Here is a 4140-nt window from a genome sequence, read left to right as displayed (position 1 = left end):
GCAAGGCGCGGGGCGACCGCAAGCACGCCGGCAACGACGTGCCCCTTCCCCTGCCCCGGCGGCTCTGGGAACGACTGCTCGAGGCCTGCGACATCGCCCCCGATCGGGCCTGGTGCGAGGTGCCTGGCAAGGGGCTCAACCGCCTGGCCGAGATGGTGAAGAACGGCGAGCTCGAGATCAGCGGCAAGGGGGTCTTCAAAGAAGAGTTCGTCACCGCCGGCGGCGTGGCGCTGTCGGAGCTCGACCTGCAGACCATGCAGAGCCGCCGCGCGCCAGGGCTCTTCTGCGTGGGCGAGCTCATCGACGTCGACGCCCTCACGGGCGGCTTCAACTTCCAGAACGCGTGGACCACCGGCTTCATCGCCGGTGAGGCGGCGGCGCGGGAGCGCGGCCGCCGATAACAGAGGCAGGGCGGCGCGGGAGCGCGGCTGAACGGGCCGAAGGCCCTCCGAGGGGGTCAGCCGCGCGGACGTGACGCCGCCGATAACAGAGGCAGGGCGGCGCGGACGTGACGCTAACATCGCGGCAACAACTCATCCCGTCCGCCTGAGATACACTGTCATCAGCGACCATGGATGCTCTCGCCCTGGTCAGAGGAGAAGGGGACTCACACCATGCTCACCGCCGTCGACCGCCCGATGAACGCCGCCGCCCTGGCAACCCTCGCCACCCGCGCCACGTCTGCGCCGGCCGCCGCTCCGCCCAAGCCCCGCGCTTCGGCCGACACAGTGACGCTCTCCTCGGGTCCCACGACCGCGCCCGTTCGCCTCTCGGGTATCGCGAAGGGCGTGCAGGCCCTCGGCAACGGTCTCGCCCGTGTTGGCCTGTTCGGTGGCCTCGCCATCGGCGCCGGCATCGGCCTGGGCGCGGGACTCGCCCTCGGCACGGTGGGTATGGCCCTCCCGCTTCTGGGCGGCGCCCTCATCGGCTTCGAAGCCGCCGACGCCCACGCCGCGGGCCAGGCTTTGTCGCAGGGCACGTCATCGCCCGCCTTCCTCGAGCGCCAGAACAAGAACCGCAGCCTCACGCCGGCCACGGCAGGTGCCCATATCGCCACCGTCGCGGGGGGCTTGTGGGCGGCGTCGGCGGCATGCTCGCCGGCGTCGGCGGAACCCTTGCCCTGGCTGGCCTGTTCCTGCACGCGGGCGGTCGGGCCGAGAAGGCCGCGCTTCAGGGCTGAGCCCGCAGCGATCTCCCCGAAGCGACGCATGCACGACGACCCGCTGGTCTCGCCCACCATGCGCTGGGGCGTGCGTGCGGCCGCCTTCATGGGTGCATGCCTGCTGGCCTGGCCCTACCTGACCCACGCCCAGCCGTGGACGCTGCTCGACTACGCAAACCTTGCCTTTCACGAAGCCGGCCACTACATCTTGATGCCCTTCGTGCCAAGCCCGTTCATCGTCTCCCTCGGCGGAACCCTCGGCCAGCTGTTCGTCCCCGCTGCGTTCACGGTGTACTTCGCCCTGCGTCGCGAGATCTTCGCAGCAGGATTCACCTTCTTCTGGCTCGGGCAGAACCTCGTGAACGTGAGCGTGTACATGCGCGACGCCAAGGTCATGTTGCTTCCCCTGCTCGGCGGAGGAGAAGACGGCGAAGGACACGACTGGAACTTTTTGTTCGGACGCATGGGGCTGCTGCACGAGAGCGTGCGCATCGGCGACAACACGCGCGTCATCGCCACATTGGTGATGCTTGCGGGGCTCGCCGTGATGGCGATGTGGCTGGTGCAGAACCGTCCGGGGGGACAAGGTTCGCCGACGGCCGACGAAGAGATGTAGCGTGCCGCGCGCGGTAATGGGGCGCGGAGAGCGCGGGGAGCGAGACCGCTGGGTCACCCCGCCCGTGCAGCGATGAGAGCGTGCAGCGTATCAGGGGTGACACCCTCGAGCGAAGCCACCACGCGATGCGCCCCTGCGAGCTCCGACGAAGGACGGGAGCTGGTCACCGCGAGTACCGCGGCACCCGCCGCAAGACCTGCGCTCACCCCCTGCGGAGCATCTTCGATGACGACACACGACGAAGCGGGCAAGTCCACCGCGCAGATGGCCTTCTCGAACACTTCGGGGTGGGGTTTTCCCTCGCGAACGTCATCGCCTGTGATGAGCGCGTCGAACGCATCTTCAAGAGCAAGCAGGCGAACGATGAGCGCCACGTTTGCCCGCGGTCCACTCGATGCCACCGCAAGGCGCCATCCGGCGGCACGCAGCGCCCGCACGAGCGAGACCGCGCCCGGCAGAGGGCGCACGACATCCGGTGCCGCGGCACGGTACAGAACTTCCTTGCGAAGGGCCAGCCGCTCGACCTTGTCGGCCGTCACCGCGCCCAGCCACAGCGGGATGATCTGGTTGTTGTGCATGCCGAAGGTCTGCACGAAGAACTCGGGAGTGAAGGCCACACCGATCTCCTCACCCAGTTGCATCCACGAGGCGCGATGGGCGTCGCCCGAGTCGACCAGAACCCCGTCCATGTCAAAGATGGCGCCGTACGGCATGCGCGTTCTCCGTCTGGTCTGCGTGCTTGAGGGCTGCGCCTCTCAACGCGAGAGGCGCTACAAAAAGGTAAAGGCGACAGTCACCAGAGCGGTGAATCCGATGGCCAGTGCCTGCATGCGATTCGCTTTCGCGCGCAGCGCCGCGGCGATATCTGCCTCGGTGATCGACTCGAAACCACCGCTCTCTTTCTCGCGCGAACCGCGCAAGGCGAGGGCGACTCAGGTCTTCTCTCGTGCTTGCAGCAGCCCGATGACGCCGAAGAAGAGCGGAACCCCGACAGCGAGCCGCCACAGATGCCCGACGGGGCTCACCTTCAGGAAGACCGCCAGCGCGAAGGCCACGGCAATGCCCACGCCTCCGATGGTGGCGCGCGTGCGACTGCCCGCGGCAGTGAGGTTGGCAGGGGGACGAACGCAGATCTCTTGACCCATGGGTACCGTTGTTGGCTCCTCTGTGCCGAATCCCCTCTTACCCGTTGCTGCAAGCGCAGCAACGGGCGGTGATTGTCGCGGTGAGCTTCGTGCGGGCGCAGCAGAGCAGCAAATGGCGAAGCGAACCATCCTCGGGCGTGAGCGGTGCAGACGAGCCCGACCGGGCGGGACGGTCGCCAGGGCCGCGATGGCGCAGCGGGATGCGTGAGCCGTCTGGTGAAGTCATGTCACGATGCTGGCTTCACCTCCCTCGCGTGGTGAGGTCAGGGTCCTGTCCGATCTGCCGGCCTTCCACGATACGGGACGGAATCAAATGAACCCCTGTGGCTTGCCCATGAATAGTGGAGGCGTTGCTCAGAATGAGCACCCAGTCAACAGCCTCGCTGCCTGGACTCCAGAGACGACAAAGGGCCGGCCCCTCTCAAGGGTGAACAAAGTCGGCCTCGCAGGCAGCGAGGCGCGAAGAGCTCGAGGCTGACCCCCGTCACAGGAACACGTTCGTGTCTACACAGGAAGGAAGCACCATGCAACTCTCGAGGAACCCCCTGGTTGTGCTGCCGGCCCTGTTGCTGGCCCTGCTGCTCACCGCCCGCTGCGCGTCAGCCGATGAGCGCTCGGCCTCGCCACCCGACGCAGCCGTCATCGTCGCGAGCAATCCCGTGGTCACCTTTCGCTGGCCGAGCGCGGGAGGGCGATATCTGTTCACGCTGTATGCAGGCAACGAGGTGGCGCAGAACCTCACCCTGGCGACCGCGCGGGTGCAGCTGCGCATCGCGCCGGGTCCCGTGTACCGGTGGACGGTGCGCGTGATGGGGTCGCAGGGGGTGCGTGAGCTGGTGGCGCTGCGCACCTTCCAGATTTCGCAAGACCTCACGATGCCGTTTCGCGGCACCGATGGCGGTCTGGGCGAGTCTGGCACCCCAGGGCAAGACGTCGATGTGATGCTGCAGCCCGCGGAAGGCCTCGCAGGGCTCGATCTGCTGGTTGTGGCGGTGCAGGCGAACCGCCATCAGGCCGTGTACCTCTCTCGCCTGTCAGACCCCCTCGTCATCGACGCGCGCGGTGGCGCAGGTGGGCCCGGTCGCACAGGTGCTGATGGCGTGGCGGGAACGGTGCAGCCCTGCTACGACGGTGCAGGCCGAATCGTGAGCTGGTACGTCACGCAGGGGCGAGCGGGGGAGAACGGCGAGCCTGGTGGCGCGGGCGGTCGCGGGGGA

Annotated in this window: 5 protein-coding genes; 3 read left to right on the top strand and 2 right to left on the bottom strand. The window is 67.9% G+C overall.

What is annotated here, in order from left to right; all coding sequences use genetic code 11:
• On the top strand, positions 1–401 hold a 401-nt coding region (locus EB084_20990; GenBank protein NDD30744.1), incomplete at its 5' end, for an aminoacetone oxidase family FAD-binding enzyme.
• Between the two features lie 213 nt (positions 402–614).
• The gene (locus EB084_20985; protein NDD30743.1) at positions 615–1778 is read left to right on the top strand and encodes a hypothetical protein; all 1164 of its coding nucleotides are present in this window, start codon (positions 615–617) and stop codon (positions 1776–1778) included.
• 53 nt (positions 1779–1831) lie between these two features.
• On the opposite strand, the gene EB084_20980 is transcribed toward EB084_20985, so the two are convergent.
• Both EB084_20980 and EB084_20975 read right to left on the bottom strand, forming a co-directional pair.
• Positions 1832–2491, bottom strand: a complete 660-nt coding sequence (locus EB084_20980) for an HAD family phosphatase (protein NDD30742.1) — start codon at positions 2489–2491, stop codon at positions 1832–1834.
• Between the two features lie 219 nt (positions 2492–2710).
• Positions 2711–2923, bottom strand: a complete 213-nt coding sequence (locus tag EB084_20975) for a hypothetical protein (protein NDD30741.1) — start codon at positions 2921–2923, stop codon at positions 2711–2713.
• Positions 2924–3447: 524 nt separating this feature from the next.
• On the opposite strand from EB084_20975, the gene EB084_20970 reads away from it, so the two are divergent.
• A partial coding sequence (locus tag EB084_20970; protein NDD30740.1) for a hypothetical protein occupies positions 3448–4140 on the top strand: 693 nt, incomplete at its 3' end.

The organism is Pseudomonadota bacterium (genome assembly GCA_010028905.1).
In the GTDB taxonomy this organism is placed as follows: Bacteria; Vulcanimicrobiota; Xenobia; order RGZZ01; family RGZZ01; genus RGZZ01.
The sequence above is the reverse complement of the archived record's forward strand: the minus strand, read 5'-3'. Positions and strand labels throughout refer to the sequence as shown.